The 16032-nt window shown below is 42.8% G+C and carries 20 protein-coding genes; all 20 read left to right on the top strand.

Going from position 1 to position 16032, the window contains the following annotated elements; genetic code table 11:
- Nucleotides 1-12 precede the first annotated feature (12 nt).
- The 20 genes from efp to C6Y03_RS09940 all read left to right on the top strand — a co-directional run bounded on the left by efp (nucleotide 13) and on the right by C6Y03_RS09940 (nucleotide 15919).
- Complete coding sequence (efp, locus tag C6Y03_RS10040; RefSeq protein ID WP_012010541.1) at nucleotides 13-570, top strand: elongation factor P; 558 nt, start codon at nucleotides 13-15, stop codon at nucleotides 568-570.
- 382 nt (nucleotides 571-952) lie between these two features.
- Entirely contained in the window at nucleotides 953-1237 is a 285-nt protein-coding gene (locus tag C6Y03_RS10030; protein WP_066030673.1) for a YqhV family protein, read from the top strand.
- A gap of 66 nt (nucleotides 1238-1303) precedes the next feature.
- Complete coding sequence (gene spoIIIAA, locus C6Y03_RS10025; RefSeq protein WP_106039245.1) at nucleotides 1304-2227, top strand: stage III sporulation protein AA; 924 nt, start codon at nucleotides 1304-1306, stop codon at nucleotides 2225-2227.
- A complete protein-coding gene (gene spoIIIAB, locus C6Y03_RS10020; RefSeq protein ID WP_034661265.1) occupies nucleotides 2221-2736 on the top strand; it encodes a stage III sporulation protein SpoIIIAB in 516 nt (171 codons plus the stop codon). The genes spoIIIAA and spoIIIAB overlap by 7 nt, the downstream gene beginning before the upstream one ends.
- Before the next feature lie 19 nt (nucleotides 2737-2755).
- Nucleotides 2756-2962 carry a stage III sporulation protein AC gene (gene spoIIIAC / locus C6Y03_RS10015; RefSeq protein ID WP_003153142.1) on the top strand — a complete coding sequence of 69 codons (207 nt, stop codon included), beginning with the start codon at nucleotides 2756-2758 and terminating at the stop codon, nucleotides 2960-2962.
- Complete coding sequence (gene spoIIIAD / locus C6Y03_RS10010; protein WP_087978339.1) at nucleotides 2959-3372, top strand: stage III sporulation protein AD; 414 nt, start codon at nucleotides 2959-2961, stop codon at nucleotides 3370-3372. Before spoIIIAC ends, spoIIIAD begins: the two co-directional genes overlap by 4 nt.
- 19 nt (nucleotides 3373-3391) lie before the next feature.
- Nucleotides 3392-4585 (top strand): stage III sporulation protein AE, encoded by a 1194-nt coding sequence (gene spoIIIAE, locus C6Y03_RS10005; RefSeq protein WP_034661263.1) that lies wholly within the window; start codon nucleotides 3392-3394, stop codon nucleotides 4583-4585.
- Between the two features lie 13 nt (nucleotides 4586-4598).
- The gene (gene spoIIIAF, locus C6Y03_RS10000; RefSeq protein WP_034661262.1) at nucleotides 4599-5231 is read left to right on the top strand and encodes a stage III sporulation protein AF; all 633 of its coding nucleotides are present in this window, start codon (nucleotides 4599-4601) and stop codon (nucleotides 5229-5231) included.
- Entirely contained in the window at nucleotides 5224-5895 is a 672-nt protein-coding gene (gene spoIIIAG, locus C6Y03_RS09995; protein WP_034661260.1) for a stage III sporulation protein AG, read from the top strand. Before spoIIIAF ends, spoIIIAG begins: the two co-directional genes overlap by 8 nt.
- Nucleotides 5895-6527 (top strand): SpoIIIAH-like family protein, encoded by a 633-nt coding sequence (locus C6Y03_RS09990; protein WP_034661997.1) that lies wholly within the window; start codon nucleotides 5895-5897, stop codon nucleotides 6525-6527. The genes spoIIIAG and C6Y03_RS09990 overlap by 1 nt, the downstream gene beginning before the upstream one ends.
- Before the next feature lie 194 nt (nucleotides 6528-6721).
- On the top strand, nucleotides 6722-7198 hold the full coding sequence (gene accB, locus C6Y03_RS09985; RefSeq protein WP_034661259.1) for an acetyl-CoA carboxylase biotin carboxyl carrier protein: 477 nt from the start codon (nucleotides 6722-6724) through the stop codon (nucleotides 7196-7198).
- Nucleotides 7199-7209: 11 nt separating this feature from the next.
- A complete protein-coding gene (gene accC, locus C6Y03_RS09980) occupies nucleotides 7210-8559 on the top strand; it encodes an acetyl-CoA carboxylase biotin carboxylase subunit (protein ID WP_106039244.1) in 1350 nt (449 codons plus the stop codon).
- Nucleotides 8560-8584: 25 nt separating this feature from the next.
- On the top strand, nucleotides 8585-8992 hold the full coding sequence (locus tag C6Y03_RS09975; RefSeq protein ID WP_034661256.1) for an Asp23/Gls24 family envelope stress response protein: 408 nt from the start codon (nucleotides 8585-8587) through the stop codon (nucleotides 8990-8992).
- Between the two features lie 211 nt (nucleotides 8993-9203).
- Complete coding sequence (gene nusB / locus C6Y03_RS09970; protein WP_034661255.1) at nucleotides 9204-9599, top strand: transcription antitermination factor NusB; 396 nt, start codon at nucleotides 9204-9206, stop codon at nucleotides 9597-9599.
- Between the two features lie 11 nt (nucleotides 9600-9610).
- Nucleotides 9611-10462, top strand: a complete 852-nt coding sequence (gene folD / locus C6Y03_RS09965; protein ID WP_060596823.1) for a bifunctional methylenetetrahydrofolate dehydrogenase/methenyltetrahydrofolate cyclohydrolase FolD — start codon at nucleotides 9611-9613, stop codon at nucleotides 10460-10462.
- Between the two features lie 70 nt (nucleotides 10463-10532).
- On the top strand, nucleotides 10533-11879 hold the full coding sequence (gene xseA / locus C6Y03_RS09960) for an exodeoxyribonuclease VII large subunit (protein WP_106039243.1): 1347 nt from the start codon (nucleotides 10533-10535) through the stop codon (nucleotides 11877-11879).
- Nucleotides 11876-12136, top strand: coding sequence for an exodeoxyribonuclease VII small subunit (locus tag C6Y03_RS09955; protein WP_003215880.1), 261 nt, complete (start codon nucleotides 11876-11878; stop codon nucleotides 12134-12136). Before xseA ends, C6Y03_RS09955 begins: the two co-directional genes overlap by 4 nt.
- On the top strand, nucleotides 12120-13016 hold the full coding sequence (locus tag C6Y03_RS09950; RefSeq protein WP_411266087.1) for a polyprenyl synthetase family protein: 897 nt from the start codon (nucleotides 12120-12122) through the stop codon (nucleotides 13014-13016). Before C6Y03_RS09955 ends, C6Y03_RS09950 begins: the two co-directional genes overlap by 17 nt.
- A 150-nt stretch (nucleotides 13017-13166) precedes the next feature.
- Entirely contained in the window at nucleotides 13167-15068 is a 1902-nt protein-coding gene (gene dxs, locus C6Y03_RS09945) for a 1-deoxy-D-xylulose-5-phosphate synthase (RefSeq protein ID WP_106031013.1), read from the top strand.
- The gene (locus tag C6Y03_RS09940) at nucleotides 15065-15919 is read left to right on the top strand and encodes a TlyA family RNA methyltransferase (protein WP_060596819.1); all 855 of its coding nucleotides are present in this window, start codon (nucleotides 15065-15067) and stop codon (nucleotides 15917-15919) included. The genes dxs and C6Y03_RS09940 overlap by 4 nt, the downstream gene beginning before the upstream one ends.
- Nucleotides 15920-16032: the final 113 nt, after the last annotated feature.

The raw sequence follows: 16032 nt of genomic DNA, 5'->3' as shown, positions 1-16032 counted from the left end.
GAGGATGACAAAATGATTTCAGTAAACGATTTTCGTACAGGCCTGACAATTGAAGTGGACGGCGGTATTTGGCGTGTAGTGGATTTCCAACACGTAAAGCCAGGGAAAGGCGCAGCGTTTGTTCGTTCGAAACTGCGTAACCTGCGTACTGGTGCTATTCAAGAAAAAACATTCCGTGCAGGCGAAAAAGTAGCGAAAGCTCAAATTGAAACAAAAACAATGCAGTACTTGTACGCAAATGGCGACCAGCATGTCTTCATGGATACAAGTTCTTATGAGCAGCTTGAACTAAGTGAAACACAAATTAAAGATGAGCTGAAATATTTGCTAGAAAATATGTCAGTTCAAATTGTGATGTACGGTGCTGAAACACTTGGAGTAGAACTTCCAAACACGGTAGAACTAGAAGTAGTAGAAACAGAGCCTGGTATTAAAGGTGACACAACATCAGGCGGCTCAAAACCTGCAAAAACTGAAACTGGTTTAATCGTCAACGTTCCTTTCTTTGTGAACCAAGGAGATAAACTAGTCATTAATACATCAGACGGTTCATACGTGTCAAGAGCGTAATGAACGAAGAAAGACTGTAAACCTCGTGTTTACAGTCTTTTTAGATTGTTGACAAAGGGCTAAAATGACGTTTATTTTAGCCCTTTGTCTTCTTTTCAGCGTGATAGAAAACCTTTGAAGTCTAGGAAGGACGAGCACCGAAGCGGAGCGAATTTGCCATTCGTGAGCATCGGCGCGCAGGACTGACACCGAATGCGAGGGTTTGTCTACACGCTTTGACTGTAAACGTCGTGTTTACAGTCTTTTTTTATTGTAAAACATGTAAGACTCCTCAAAAGGCAGACCTTCTCTCAATTCTCTCATTCATCTCTCTTCCTTTCTGAAAAACAAGACTACTTCCAGCTAGACAAGCATATAGTGTAAAAAAAGCTGGAGGTTCTATATGAAACCATTTCTTTTCCCAGGCATCCATCCGTCAGTAGCTGCAATGGCAGGCATGAGGTTCTTATCGGCAGCGATTGAACTGACGGCCGCCATCCTCATTTTAGTCACAAATGACGTTCGAAAAGCGGTTGTCATCAATAGTATATTGGCGATCATTGGGCCGCTCATTTTTATTATCACGATGACGATTGGAATCTATCAAATTGCAGGGCAGTTATCCTATGCCAAGCTCGTCTTTATTTTCATTGGTGTCGTGTTTATTCTTGTTGGGATCTATAAGTGAAACGGCTTGGCATAATTAACGACTCCCATCATACATTTTAGAGAAGAAAAAAAGGAGGGGAATTCGTTGCGGAGTTTGTTGGATATTCTCCCGCACTCGATTGGACAAGAACTTAGACTGCTAAAAGAAGCAGAATGGGATCAAATAGAAGAAATCCGCATTCGCACGGATCGTCCTATTGAATTGATGCAAAGAGGAAAACCGCGCTTTCTTTCTTATCGCACAACAGGAGAAGATGCGTCTCAGCTATTAGGCAGGCTGAGCAATTACAGCATGTACACACTTGAAGAGGAGCTAAAGCAAGGCTACATCACCATATCTGGCGGACACCGGGTGGGACTTGCAGGAAAGGTGATCGTTGAAAACGGCATTGTCAAAGGATTAAGAGATATCTCTTCATTTAATATCCGCATCGCAAAAGAAAAAATCGGGATTGCGCTTCCCTTTCTTCCTTATTTATATGACGAGCACTGGTGCAATACACTCATCATCGGTCCACCGCAAACAGGGAAAACGACATTATTGCGGGATGTAGCAAGACTGGCTAGTACTGGCAGAAAAGCAATTCCTCCTAAAAAAACAGGCATTATAGATGAGCGTTCTGAAATCGCCGGATGTATAAGAGGGGTGCCGCAGCACCAGTTTGGACACCGGGTTGATGTGCTCGATGCATGTCCAAAGGCTGAAGGTTTGATGATGATGATTCGGTCTATGAGTCCAGAGGTCATGATTGTTGATGAAATCGGAAAAAGCGAGGATGTACAGGCACTTTTAGAAGCGATTCATGCCGGAGTCACCATTATCGTCTCAGCTCATGGCTATTCACTTGAAGATGTGTATAAACGTCCATCATTGAAGCCATTATGGGAGCTTCGAGTATTTGAACGATATGTTGAATTAAATCGCAAGAATGGTCCCGGCACGATTAGGCGGATATATGACCAAGACGGACAAGAGATGAAATGGAGGCGGGGAGTGGACGTATGTTAAAGCTCATTGGCGCTATCTTGATTGTCGCGGCTACGACTTGGGGAGGGTTCGAGTTTGCCAAACGATATAGCGACCGGCCGAAACAAATTCGGCAGCTTCGGTTTGCGCTCCAGTCTCTTGAAGCTGAAATTATGTATGGGCAAACGCCTCTAGCGCGGGCTGCAGAGCAAATTGCGTCGCAAGTAGGTCCTCCTGTGAATCGGTTATTTGAACAATTTGCAGAAAAACTCAAAGTCGGAACTTTTTCGGCACGGCATGCATGGAATGAGAGTCTTGAGGATGTTTGGAAAAAAACCGTTTTGAAAAAAGGCGAATATGAGGCACTGAAGCACTTTGGAGAAACACTTGGCCAGCATGATGTCACTTCTCAGCAAAAGTATATCAAGCTTGCTTTAGGTCATTTGGAATCGGAGGAGAAGGAAGCTGAAATCGCCCAAGCGAAAAATGAAAAAATGGTCAGAAGTCTCGGATTTTTAAGCGGATTACTACTGATTCTTTTATTGATGTGAGAGGAAGGGAGTCGAGAGCATGGGCGTTGATGTAAACGTCATTTTTCAAATTGCGGGAGTAGGCATCGTTGTGGCATTCCTCCATACGATTTTAGATCAAATGGGGAAAAAGGAGTACGCTCAGTGGGTCACGCTGCTTGGGTTTATCTACATTTTGTTTATGGTGGCAACCATTGTAGATGATTTGTTTAAAAAGATTAAAGCCGTATTTCTATTTCAAGGATAGGGGAGGGCTTACAAATCGAAATCATACAAATTGTTGGACTTGGTTTAATCGCTACTTTTTTAGCATTAATCGTCAAAGAACAAAAGCCGACCTTCGCCTTTATGCTTGTTGTTTTTACAGGATGTGTGATTTTTCTTTATTTAATTGATCAAATCTATGCCATTATCTCGATGATTGAAAAAATTGCGGCAAGCGCCGGCGTCAATATGAAGTATGTTGAAACCATTTTAAAAATTATTGGCATTGCCTATATTGCAGAATTCGGCGCCCAGCTGACAAAAGATGCTGGACAAGGCGCCATTGCATCAAAAATAGAGCTTGGCGGCAAAATTCTCATCTTGGTCATGGCAGTCCCTATTTTAACAGTCATCATTGAGACCATCTTAGGTATGATCCCGTCCATGACGTAATTGAAAAGAGGTGATGACAATGAAACGGGTGACAGCTGTTATGGGACTGATGCTTTTCTTCTGGCTGATCGCTCCGCATGCAGGTGCAGAAGAGAAAGTACCTTTATCAAATGAAGAACCAGCAGCAGAGGAAGTGGCGAATGGACAGGCTGATGCACTAGAGCTTCAATCCATCAATGACTTTTGGGAAACCATATTGGACGAGTATGGCGGCTTTCTGCCAGAAAGCCAAAAAGGCACAGTGAAGGAAATGATTGATGGCGATAAAGAGCTGTCTCCCCAAACATGGCTGAAAGCCTTTGTTCATTATCTTTTTCACGAGGTCATAGCAAACGGAAAGCTCCTAGGTACACTGATTTTACTCACCATCTTTTGTTCGCTTTTGCAGCTTTTGCAGAATGCGTTTGAGCAAAGCACCGTCAGTAAAGTCGCATACGCTCTTGTTTATATGGTGCTGATCATTATTGCACTCAACAGCTTTCATGTGGCGATTTCTTATGCAACAGAAGCCATTCAAACGATGACCAGTTTTATTCTTGCTCTTATTCCTCTTTTATTAGCACTTATTGCTTCATCAGGCGGGCTTGTCTCAGCCGGATTCTTTCATCCTGTTATTTTATTTTTGATGAATACGAGCGGCGTTTTTATTCAATATGTCGTTCTTCCCCTTATCTTTTTATCTGCGATATTGAGCATTGTCAGTACGCTGACCGAACAATACAAGGTCACCCAGCTTGCCCAGCTGTTAAGAAATGTGGCGATAGGCGGGTTAGCCGTTTTTTTAACTGTCTTTCTTGGCGTCATTTCTGTGCAAGGTGCATCTGCTGCAATTACGGATGGAATCGCTCTTCGTACAGCCAAATTTATTACCGGAAATTTCATCCCTGTCCTTGGCAGAATGTTTACAGATGCGACGGATACGGTGATCAGTGCCTCTGTGTTACTCAAAAATACGGTCGGACTTGTTGGCGTCGCCATTCTCATTTCAATTGCCGCCTTCCCGGCGATTAAAGTGCTCTCACTAGCCCTTATATATAAGCTTGCCGCAGCCATTCTTCAGCCATTAGGAGGCGGACCGATCATCAGCTGTCTTGATGTCATTTCAAAAAGTGTTCTTTATATCTTTGCCGCACTTGCTGTCGTGTCGCTCATGTTCTTTTTAAGCATTACCGTCATTATCACTGCTGGCAACTTGACCATGATGATGAAGTAAGGAGGGACACCTTTTGAGTTTTCTCACGGAATGGATCACAAGTATTATTCTCTTTATCTTATTTGCGATTGTCATTGATCTTCTGCTTCCCAATTCAAGCATGCAAAAGTATGCCAAAATGGTCGTCAGCCTGCTGCTGATTGTGGTGATGCTCAATCCGATCTTTGCTTTATTTCGGGCAGACCCTGACCAAATTTTTTCGGAATTGATGAAGGGGAAGGAAGAAGCACAGTCAGAAGAAATAAAAAATCAGATGAATTTAGAAAAAAAAGAAATACAAGCCTCTCAGCGTGCATATATTTTAAAGCAAATGGCTGTCCAACTAGAAAAAAGCGCAAAGGAGCCACTGGAGAAGGAGAGCTATGAAATGAAACACGTAGAAGTGCTGGCAGATGAGGAGCACCTGGATCAGAATATGGAGGCGGATCAATTTCGCATCAAAGCAGTTCTTTCCCCGCTCACAGGTGATGCTGTAGAAACGGTGGCAAAGGTGGACATTGATCTCTCCACGCAAAAGGAGGAAAGCGCTGAATCTTCTAGCAAAGAGATCACGAGGGTGAAAGAGACACTTGCTGATGTTTGGAATACGAGTCCTGAGCACATTGCGCTGAACATTGAGGGAGGTGACGCAGCAGATCATGAATAACAAGGACTGGAAACAAAAGCTGAAATCATTCTTGCAGCCGCCTGAAAAAGGTGAAGGGAAACCAAAATTAACGAAGCACCATTACTTGCTGCTTGTATTCATCATCGGCGTATCTTTCATGTTAGTCAGTCAGATCTTGTCACCGCCATCAAGCAAAGAACAGGCTGCTGTTCCTGCTTCTAAAAAAACATCCTCACAAGAGCAGGAGGTATTCAAGCCGGCATCGTCAAGTAAATCAAAGAATTCGATTGAGGATGTGGAGCAAGAATACGAAAATCAGCTGAAAGAAATTTTAGAGACCATCATTGGCGTTGAGGATGTATCGATTGTGGTCAATGTAGACGCAACTTCTTTAAAAGTGTTTGAAAAAAACAAATCCAATAAAAGCACAACGACCGAGGAAACAGATAAAGAAGGCGGCGTGCGAAGTGTCACTGATCAAACAAAAGAAGAAGAAATTGTCATCATCAAAAATGGCAATGAAGAAACACCTGTAGTGGTTCAAACGAAAAAACCAGATATTCGCGGTGTCCTCGTTGTTGCTCAAGGAGTAGACAACGTTCAAATAAAGAAAACCATCATTGAAGCGGTTACACGAGTGCTTGATGTACCGAGCCATAGAGTGGCTGTTGCCCCTAAAAAAATCAAGGAGGATTCGGAATGATGTTAAAAAAACAAACGGTTTGGCTATTAACGATGCTAAGTTTAGTTGTCGTCTTAAGTGTGTACTATATCATGTCTCCACAAGGTGAAAATGCAGTGACAGTAGAAGATATGAAATCAAAAGGAACGGAAGAGAAAAAGACTGAAACAGAAAAAGGGACGGACAAAGGAACGGAAAAAGGCACTGATGAGAAGTCCACTGACAAAGAAACAAATGGCAAACAAGAGGATATCGAAACAAGCGGTGAAGAAGGAAAGGCTGTGTCGGAGCAAACAGACGATGAGCTTTTTACAACATACAGATTAGAGCTTGAAGATAAACGAAGCAAACAGCGCGAAGAGTTCAACGAAATCGTATCCAGTGATGATGCAACAGCACAAGAAAAAAGTGAAGCGTATGATCAAATGACAGCGCTTAGTGAGGCAGAAGGGACGGAGCGTCAGCTCGAAACCTTAATTAAAACAAAAGGATATAAAGATGCGCTAGTGAGTGCTGAAGGAGATAAAGTGAGCATCACGGTTCGTTCTGACAAAAAATCAAAGTCCCAAGCGGCCGATATTATTGATATGGTCACAAAAGAAATGAGAGGTCTTGATAACGTAGCTGTCACTTTTGAGCCCTCCAATCAATAAAAAATGAACAGGCGCCCTTGCCGAAAAGGGCGTTTTTTGATGCGGTTTGGCGCCCTCTCCAAGGTGCTTTCGCGAGGCGCTTCGCCACAATAGTAGTTGAATTCATTGAAATCCTCCTGTAAGATGGTTATAGTATGTACTTTTAGTACTAGCCTATAAGAAAAAGATAAATCCATACATAGGGGTGCAAATCCATGTTAAAAATTGAAGAAATTCATGAACTGATTAAATTAATTGACGAATCTACAATTGATGAATTTACGTACGAAAACGAAGGTGCAAAAATCAAACTGAAGAAAAATAAAGAAGTCGTTCAGCAAGTTGCGGCACCAGTGGCTCCTGTCCAAGCAGCTCCAGCTCAACAAGCTCCTAAAGCACAAGCTCCAGCTCAGACCGAAGCCCCTGCACAAGAGGCAGCTGCGTCTGAAAATCTGCATAAAATCACATCCCCAATGGTTGGCACATTTTATGCTTCATCTTCACCAGAAGCAGGTCCATACGTGACAACAGGTTCTAAGGTGAAGGAAAACACAGTTGTGTGCATCGTAGAAGCGATGAAACTGTTTAATGAAATCGAAGCAGAAGTAAAAGGTGAAATCGTCGAAGTATTAGCTGAGAACGGTCAGCTTGTAGAATTCGGACAACCCCTCTTTCTAGTGAAAGCAGAGTAAGGAGTACGATCATGATTAAAAAGCTATTAATTGCAAACAGAGGAGAAATCGCAGTTAGAATTATCCGCGCTTGTAAAGAGCTTGGAATTGAAACAGTTGCGGTATTTTCTGAAGCGGATCGCGATGCGCTTCATGTTCAAATGGCTGATGAAGCATATTGCATCGGACCGACTGCTTCAAAAGATAGTTATTTAAATGTCACGAATATTGTCAGTGTAGCAAAATTAACAGGGACAGATGCCATCCATCCAGGATACGGCTTCCTTGCTGAAAATGCAGACTTTGCAGAGCTTTGCGAGGAATGCAATGTCATCTTTGTTGGTCCAACTGCGTCAGCGATTTCCAAAATGGGAACGAAAGATGTCGCAAGGGAAACAATGAAAGATGCCGGGGTTCCGATTGTTCCTGGTTCTCAAGGAATTGTAAAAGATCTTGATGATGCTGTTTCAACAGCAGCAAGTATTGGGTATCCTGTCATTATTAAAGCAACTGCAGGCGGCGGCGGTAAAGGAATCCGTGTGGCTCGTACCGAAGAAGAGCTCATTAATGGTGTCACCATCACGCAGCAGGAAGCAGCGCAAAACTTTGGTAACCCTGGCGTCTATTTAGAGAAGTTCATTGAAGACTTTAGACACGTGGAAATCCAAGTGCTTGCAGATCAGCATGGCCATACCATTCACTTAGGAGAGCGTGATTGCTCGATCCAAAGAAGAATGCAAAAGCTTCTTGAAGAAACGCCATCACCAGCGCTGAATGCAGACATCCGTGAGCAAATGGGTGAAGCAGCCGTAAAAGCAGCAGAAGCTGTTGAATACACTGGTGCTGGAACAGTCGAATTCATTTATGATTATAATGAAGAGAAATTCTACTTCATGGAAATGAATACCCGTATTCAAGTAGAGCATCCTGTAACAGAAATGGTCACAGGTGTTGACCTGATCAAAGAACAAATTAAAGTTGCATCAGGTGAAAAACTTTCTCTTACACAAGAGGATGTCGTCTACGAAGGATGGGCGATCGAATGCCGTATTAATGCAGAGAACCCAGAGAAAAACTTCATGCCATCAGCTGGTGAAATTAAAATGTATCTTCCGCCAGGCGGTCTAGGAGTACGTGTTGATTCTGCCGCTTATCCGGGCTATGTGATTCCGCCATATTACGATAGTATGATTGCAAAGGTGATCACATATGGTAAAACGAGAGAAGAAGCGATTGCGAGAATGAAACGCTCGCTTCAGGAATTCGTCATTGAAGGAGTCTACACAACGATCCCATTCCATCTAAGATTGCTTGAGCATGAAACATTTGTGAGCGGTAATTTTAATACGAAGTTTTTAGAAACATACCAAATCATGAAATAATCACAGCTTTCGGAGGTGAATGATCGTGTCAGAAAACAATTTGCTTGAAATGAACCTTGATGAAGATCAATTGGGAAAAGTGCAAATTGCACCAGAAGTGATTGAGGTCATTGCTGGGATCGCCGCTTCAGAAGTCGAAGGCATTGCCGAAATGCGCGGCAATTTCGCTGCTGATGTAGCAGAACGCTTTGGTAAGAAAAATCACCGTAAAGGTGTGAAAGTAGATGTCTCTGATGAAGGCATCACAATCGATGTATACTGTGTGGTTCAATTTGGCCTATCCATTCCAAAGGTATCCACTGCTGTCCAAGAAAATATCCGTCAAACTCTTTTGAACATGACTGCCTTGACGATTAATGAAATCAATATTCATGTCGTTGGTATTCAATTTGATACTAAAGCATCTGAGGCTGAAGTAGATCAAGAAATGTAAAAAAAGAGTTCAAGTGAAACCAAGGAGGCATTGCCTCTTTGGTTTTTTAAAGCCCATTTTTGGGTCATTTCCGAATAATAATGATCTCACGCGTTGATTGATTCGTTTTTCGTCACAGCTCGCATGGATCTTGGTGCGACCACGGGCAAAATATGTTATGATCTCTGTATGGCTTAACGACAAGCGGATAAAGTGGTTAAAGGAGTAAATAATGAAAAGAAGAACTGCAAGAGAAAAGGCGCTACAAACATTATTTCAAATTGATGTGAGCAATATTGATCCGAAAGAGGCCATTACACATGCGCTGGATGAACAAGAATCAGATCCTTTTTTCGAGGAACTGGTTTTCGGTGTGCTTGAACAAAAGGACAAGCTCGATGACATGATTTCACAGCATCTAGTGAATTGGAAACTCGATCGTATTGCAAACGTAGACAGAGCCATTTTAAGGCTGTCTGTGTACGAGATGGTGTATCAAGAAGATATCCCGCTTAGTGTTTCGATGAATGAAGCGATTGAACTGGCCAAATTATTCGGTGATGATAAAGCACCGAAATTTGTAAATGGTGTACTTTCAAACATTAAAAACGACCTAAAGCAGCAATAGGAGGATTCGACATGACAGCAACAATCATCGATGGGAAAGAAACAGCAAAAGAAAAGCGTGAGCAATTAGCAAAAGAAGTAGAAGAGCTAAAACAAAAAGGTGTCACACCTGGTCTTGCCGTTATTCTAATCGGTGATGATCCGGCTTCACTTTCTTACGTGCGCGGGAAGAAGAAAGCAGCAGAAGCAATGGGGATGCATTTCCAGCTTGATCATTTAGATGCTTCTTTAACAGAAGAAGAATTGCTTCAGCTGATTGATCAGTACAATGCGAACGACCAATTCCACGGGATTCTTGTTCAGCTTCCACTGCCAAAACATATTTCTGAAAAAGCCGTTATTGAACGTATTTCACCTGAAAAAGATGTTGATGGTTTCCATCCATTGAATATCGGGAAAATGCTGCTTGGGGAGGACACATTCCTTCCATGTACACCAGCAGGCATTGTTGAATTACTAAACAAAACGGGTGTTAATCTTTCTGGAAAAGAAGTCGTTGTTGTGGGACGCAGCAATATTGTCGGTAAACCAGTAGGGCAATTGCTGTTAAACGAAAACGCAACGGTTACTTATTGCCATTCAAGAACAGTGAATATTTCAGAACATACGTTGAAAGCGGACATTTTAGTTGTTGCCGTCGGTCGAGCAAACTTTATTAAAGCTGACCAAATTAAAGAAGGCGCTATTGTTATTGATGTAGGAGTCAATCGTTTAGATACTGGGAAGCTTGTTGGAGATGTTGATTTTGAAGAGGCAAAAGAAAAAGCTTCTTATATCACACCAGTCCCTGGCGGAGTCGGTCCAATGACGATTACGATGCTTGCACACAATACGGTTAAATCAGCAAAACGTACATTAGCATAAGCTTTATCCATTCATCCACCTGCATGCTGCTGGTGGATGAATGTGCGTTTTTGAAGAGGAGGAATACGTCATGAGTGAAAAAGCCTTTGTGACGGTCACAGCCCTTACAAAATACATAAAAAGAAAATTTGATGTTGATCCGCATTTAGAAGATATTTGGATCAAAGGTGAGCTATCCAATGTAAAGATTCATTCAAGAGGACATGTGTACTTCACCTTAAAAGACGAAAACGCACGCATGCAAGCTGTCATGTTCCAGCGCTCTGCGTCTAAGCTGCCTTTCTCTCCTAAGAGCGGAATGAAGGTGTTTGTACGCGGCGGGATTCAAGTATATGAACCAAGCGGCAACTATCAATTATATGCAAAAGAAATGCAGCCTGATGGTGTTGGTGCTCTTCATCTTGCTTATGAAGAGCTGAAGAAAAAGCTGGCAAGTGAAGGCTTATTTGATGCGCGCTATAAAAAAATGATTCCTGAATATCCAGAGGTTGTTGGTGTGATTACATCTCCAACAGGAGCGGCTGTTCGAGATGTCATTACGACCATCAATCGGCGCTATCAGCAGGCGAAAATCATTGTGCTTCCGGCGCTCGTTCAAGGTGAACATGCGACCCGTTCAATCGTAGAACGGATCAAGGAAGCGAATGAAAAACAGCTCTGTGATGTCTTGATTGTCGGAAGAGGAGGCGGTTCGATTGAAGAGCTTTGGGCTTTTAATGAAGAAGCTGTCGCAAGGGCCATCTTCGCATCAGACATTCCAATCATATCTGCAGTTGGGCACGAAACAGACTTTACGATCAGTGATTTCACTGCAGACATGAGAGCACCCACACCAACAGGAGCAGCCGAACTTGCTGTTCCAAGCACGACCGATTTAATTGAACGAATCAAATCAATCGATATACGGCTGACAAGAGCGGTAAAGAATCAAACCTCACAAGCGAAAGACCATCTTGTGGCGCTGCAATCCTCGTATGCCTTCCGTTTTCCAAAACGATTACAGGAGCAAAAAGAGCAGCAATTTGATTTGGTATTTGACCGTTTTCAAAAACAGCTGACGAGACAAATTGAGCAAAAACGCAGTCAACTAGACAGACAAACATACAGGCTGAAGCCGCTTCATCCTAAAGAGCAGCTGCTTCAGGCGAAAAAACGCCACGCCAATGAATCAGAACAGCTCATCCGCAGTATGAATGTGCAAATGAAAACAATTCATTCGCAGTTCCAATCGGTTCTTGGTAAACTAAATGCATTAAATCCACTTCAAGTGATGGAAAGAGGCTACAGCTTAGCCTATAAAGAAGATGAACTGATAAAAAGTGTGAACCAAGTAGAGACGAAGGATCAGCTGACTATCACGATGAAAGATGGACGTCTGATTTGTGAGGTTATTGAGAAGGAGGGGCAATCATCATGACAGAATCCAATAAACAAAAAGAAGAACAAATGACATTTGAAGAGGCGATGAAAGGTCTTGAGGAGATTGTGGGAAAGCTCGAGGAAGGAGATGTACCACTTGAGCAGGCCATTCATTATTTCCAAGAAGGCATGACCCTTTCGAAGCTTTGTCATGAAAAATTACAGCATGTTGAAAAGCAAATGGATTTCATTTTAAAAGAGGACGGTGAGCTGGCTCCCTTCTCAGTGAAGGAGGCAGATGCTGGTGACAAGTAATTTAAATGAATTTTTAACAACACGAAAACAGGCCATTGAAGATTATTTATTTACATATGTTCAGGAATTGACGATTCCAGAAGACCTGAAATCTTCTATGCTCTATTCTCTTAAAGCGGGCGGGAAAAGGCTTCGACCTGTTCTCGTTCTTGCTCTATTACATGCCTACGGTAAAAACGAAGAAGACGGTATACCTGTCGGCTGTGCAGTTGAGATGATTCATACGTATTCATTGATACATGACGACCTTCCTTGCATGGACGACGATGACCTTCGCAGAGGAATACCGACAAATCATAAAGTGTACGGAGAAGCAACAGCGGTTCTCGCAGGTGATGCCCTTTTAACAGAAAGCTTCCGCCTGATTACATCGCAGCTGTCTAGCAGCGTCTCTGCTGACAAAAAGCTCAGAATTGTAGATGAGCTTGTGAAGTCAGCAGGTGCACTAGGAATGGTTGGCGGTCAATTTGATGACATGGAAGCAGAGCAAAAACAAGTATCGCTTGCTGAACTAGAATCCATTCACGCCCGTAAAACAGGAAAGCTTCTCACGTTCAGCGTCGCAGCAGGTGCAATACTGGCAGGAGCATCAGAGGACGATATCGAAAAGCTAAGGGAATTCAGCTATCATATTGGCATTGCGTTTCAAATCCGTGATGATATTTTAGATCTCGAAGGAAGCGAAGAAAAAATCGGAAAACGGGTCGGCTCTGATACAGCAAATGAAAAGTCGACATATCCTTCTTTATTAACGCTTTCAGGAGCAAAAGAAAAACTGCATGAGCACATCACACGTGCAAAAGAAATTGTCTCAAATCTTCAATTAGAGCAGAAATTGCTGCATGATTTATGTGATCTAATTGCCTCAAGAGATCATTAAAAACAGCCTAGATTTGAGGGTCCTCGAGCAATTGTGGTAAACTGTAAACAGTTTATTATGATGAGACAACTCTTATTCCCTATTGGTTTTCAAAGGAATAAGGCATTATAGATGTATATAGAAATTTTGTTGAAAGCGAGTTGATCCTAATTGGATCTTTTATCAATAAAAAATCCAACGTTTCTAAAAGGAATGTCAAATGCAGAATTAGAGGAGCTTAGCGCTGACATTCGCATGTTTTTAATTGAGTCCTTAGCTAACTCTGGCGGGCATATTGGTCCGAACCTGGGAGTCGTTGAACTGACTGTTGCGCTTCATAAAGTATTTGACAGCCCAAAAGACAAATTCCTCTGGGATGTTGGACATCAGTCTTACGTTCACAAGCTGTTAACGGGAAGAGGGTCGGAGTTTGATACACTTCGTCAATATAAAGGGCTTTGCGGTTTTCCTAAACGAAATGAAAGCGAACATGACGTTTGGGAGACAGGTCACAGTTCAACCTCGTTATCTGGTGCGATGGGTATGGCAGCAGCGCGTGATATTAAAGGGACAGATGAATATATCCTGCCGATTATCGGAGACGGTGCACTAACCGGAGGGATGGCGCTGGAAGCTTTGAATCATATCGGTGATGAAAAGAAAGATATGATTGTCATATTAAACGACAATGAAATGAGTATTGCACCAAACGTTGGTGCGATTCATACAATGCTTGGCAGATTACGTACAGCAGGCAAATACCAATGGGTAAAGGACGAGCTCGAATATTTATTCAAGCGCATTCCAGCTGTAGGCGGAAAGCTTGCTGCCACAGCAGAGCGTATCAAAGACAGCCTCAAATATTTACTTGTGTCTGGCATGTTTTTTGAGGAAATGGGATTTACTTACTTAGGTCCTGTAGACGGACATTCGTATGAAGATCTTTTTGAAAATCTTGAATATGCAAAGAAAACAAAAGGTCCAGTTCTTCTGCATGTCATCACGAAAAAAGGAAAAGGCTATCAACCGGCAGAATCCGATAAAATCGGGACTTGGCACGGTACTGGTCCATACAAAATCGATACCGGTGATTTTGTAAAACCGGCAGCAGCAGCTCCGTCTTGGAGTGGTCTCGTCAGTGAAACGGTCAGAAAGCTGGCGCGGGAAGATGAGCGGATTGTTGCGATCACGCCTGCGATGCCTGTTGGTTCAAAGCTTGAAGGCTTTGCGAAGGAATTTCCAGAGCGGATGTTTGATGTAGGAATTGCCGAACAGCATGCAGCCACAATGGCAGCTGGGCTTGCGACGCAGGACATGAAGCCATTTTTAGCGATTTATTCAACGTTCCTGCAAAGAGCCTATGACCAAGTGCTGCACGATATTTGCCGTCAGAACCTCAACGTATTTATTGGCATTGATCGTGCGGGACTTGTCGGTGCAGATGGAGAAACCCATCAAGGTGTGTTTGATATTGCCTTTATGCGTCATATGCCGAATATGGTACTTATGATGCCAAAAGATGAAAATGAAGGACAGCACATGGTCAATACAGCCATTCAGTACGATGACGGTCCTATTGCTATGCGTTTCCCGCGCGGTAATGGGCTGGGCGTGAAAATGGATGAACAGCTGAAAACCATTCCGATTGGGTCCTGGGAGGTTCTTCGTCCAGGGAAGGACGCTGTCATTTTAACATTTGGTACGACGATTAAAATGGCGCTTCAAGCAGCAGAAGAACTTCAAAAAGAAGGGAAATCAATTCGTGTCGTCAATGCTCGTTTTATTAAGCCTCTTGATGAAGCGATGTTAAATGACATTCTTTCTGAAGGTATTCCGATTTTAACGATTGAAGAAGCTGTGCTCCAAGGCGGATTTGGCAGCAGCGTCTTAGAATATATACACGATAAGAAAGCATCTCATATCAAAGTAGAACGTATGGGCATTCCAGATGAATTTATTGAGCATGGAAGTGTTGATGCCCTGCTTGAAGAAATTGGTCTGACGAAAGCACAGGTTGCTGACTCTTTACGTGACCTGCTTCCCGCAGCACCAAGAAAAGGAATTGGATCATGACATCAAAGAAAGAACGACTTGACGTTTTATTAGTCGAACAAGGACTAATGGAAACGAGAGAGAAAGCAAAGCGTGCCATCATGGCAGGGATCGTTTACTCAAATGAAAACCGTTTGGATAAACCAGGAGAGAAAATCGCTCGTGATACTCCGCTCACTGTGAAGGGGAACCCTCTGAAATATGTGAGCCGCGGCGGGTTAAAGCTCGAAAAAGCGCTCAAAGAATTCGACTTAACCGTTGAAGGGAAATTGCTAATCGATATTGGTTCATCAACAGGCGGATTTACAGATTGTGCTCTTCAAAATGGAGCGGTCAAATCATATGCTGTTGATGTTGGCTACAATCAGCTTGCGTGGAAATTAAGGCAGGATGACAGGGTAATCGTCATGGAGCGCACCAATTTCCGTCACTCCGTCCCAGCAGATTTTACTGAAGGGTTGCCAGAAGTAGCATCAATTGATGTCTCTTTTATTTCACTTAAACTCATCCTGCCGGCTTTAAAGCACATTCTTGTCCCAGGCGGAGACTGTATTGCACTCGTCAAGCCTCAATTTGAAGCAGGCAGAGAGCTTGTTGGGAAAAAAGGCATTGTGCGAGATCCGTCCGTCCACCTCGGTGTACTGGAAGAGATGAATCAGTTTGCTGCAAAAGAAGGCTATGATGTAAAGGATGTATCATTTTCGCCTATTACTGGTGGAGACGGGAATATTGAGTTCCTTCTTCATTTAGTGCTTCATTCCGATCAAGAAGAGAATGCGGCACTTCCGGCTTCAGAGCTTGAAAAGGTCGTCAAGGAAGCCCATTCGGTATTGAAAGAAAAGAAAAACAGCCCTGAGCCGGCTGACACATGAGATCATCGAAACAAAAGGAATAATAGCTCGCTATTATTCCTTTTTACATGGTCAAAAGACGAGAATTCATCGTTTCTCACGTAATGCTTGTTTTTTGAACAGTGGTTCATATA

This window comes from Bacillus sp. LNXM65, assembly GCF_002998575.1.
GTDB lineage: Bacteria > Bacillota > Bacilli > Bacillales > Bacillaceae > Bacillus.
Note: the sequence above shows the minus strand (reverse complement) of the source record. Positions and strands in the feature narration are given on the sequence as shown.